Source organism: Clostridium sp. AF37-5, assembly GCF_003477605.1.
Classification (GTDB): domain Bacteria; phylum Bacillota; class Clostridia; order Lachnospirales; family Lachnospiraceae; genus Eubacterium_F.
In genome coordinates this window covers 1-1238 of the sequence record NZ_QUDR01000057.1, presented here as the reverse complement: position 1 = coordinate 1238, position 1238 = coordinate 1, and the positions used below count along the sequence as shown (strand labels likewise).

General features: G+C 35.5%; 1 protein-coding gene. It reads left to right on the top strand.

The window, feature by feature from the left end:
• The coding region (locus DW019_RS14780) for a hypothetical protein (protein WP_118444046.1) at positions 1-996 on the top strand (996 nt) is incomplete at its 5' end.
• Positions 997-1238: the final 242 nt, after the last annotated feature.

The window sequence follows — 1238 nt, the reverse complement described above, 5'->3', positions numbered from 1 at the left end:
ATGAAAAAAATTAAAATAATTTCAATGATATTAATTTTATGTATGTTATGTTCAGCTTGTGGGTGGACTTCGGAAGAAGTTGCCCCCATTCATACCGAAAACACAGAAATAAACAAGCTTTCCCCCTATCTGAGTATTACCCGGTCGTTTTATTCAGAGGAATCTGAATCAGGGATGGGCAGCAGATGCTTTTTTTATGATATTAAAGAAAAGAAACTGGAACAAAAAGGAACCGTGTCATATACTTCTTCACATCCACTTACTCTGTATTCAACCAGAAATGATAAGATATACTATTCGGCCTTTAGCGGAGAAGGAAAAGGAAACCAGATTTATTTAGATAATAATGAAACCGGAGAAAAAAAGACGGATCAATTTTGTGATTTTAATTATTTGATTCAGTGTGGGGAACAATATTTTATGGCAGCTGAATTACTAAACCATTACTGTATTGAACCAATTGTCTGTGATGCGGAGTTTCAGAATTGCAGCCGCGTTATGTTCGATAAGAAAGATGACCGTTTCACATGGATGGTAAGTACGGTTCCAAAGGAAAATAAAATAGTTTTCTCTCATTATTCAGACAATGAAATGAGAGAAGCAGATGACGTAGAAGGTGGTAATGCACCTTCTAAAATTGCCATGCTCGATCTGGAGACAAAAAAGATAGAAACTGTTTATGAAACGAAATATTATATAGACGGAATAGCGTGTGAGGGAAAAAAGCTGATATTAAGTTGTGCACCAAATGGATTTACTACCAGACAGAAACATAAAATCTATGAGGTAAATTTAGATACAAAAAAGAGTGTAAGACTGAAACTGCCTTTTTATATAGTGGATCAAATGGCTCTCTATGACAATATTCTGTATTTCTTAGGCTGGAAGGGGGATACAAGGGGCATATATGCTTACAATCTTACTACAAAAGAATATGACGTTATTATGGAAGAAGTAGAAGATGAATTTATCAATGGATTTTCATTAAATTATTAATCTGAAAAATTTGTTTTTTGCAACTTTTTTTCTTCCTGATTTGTTATATATAATGAACAACAAAATGTAGTCTCGGAAAATCGATGAAAAGACAATCAGCACCACTCGTCTAACGGGTGGTTTGCTCTGCGGCTATAAGCCTTTGTTACCGGTCAGTGACTAAAGGCGCTAGCTTTCACTTCGTTCAAGCTATCTTGCCTTTGCCGCTTTTGCCTACCCCTGAAAGGGGTATTTGTACTACT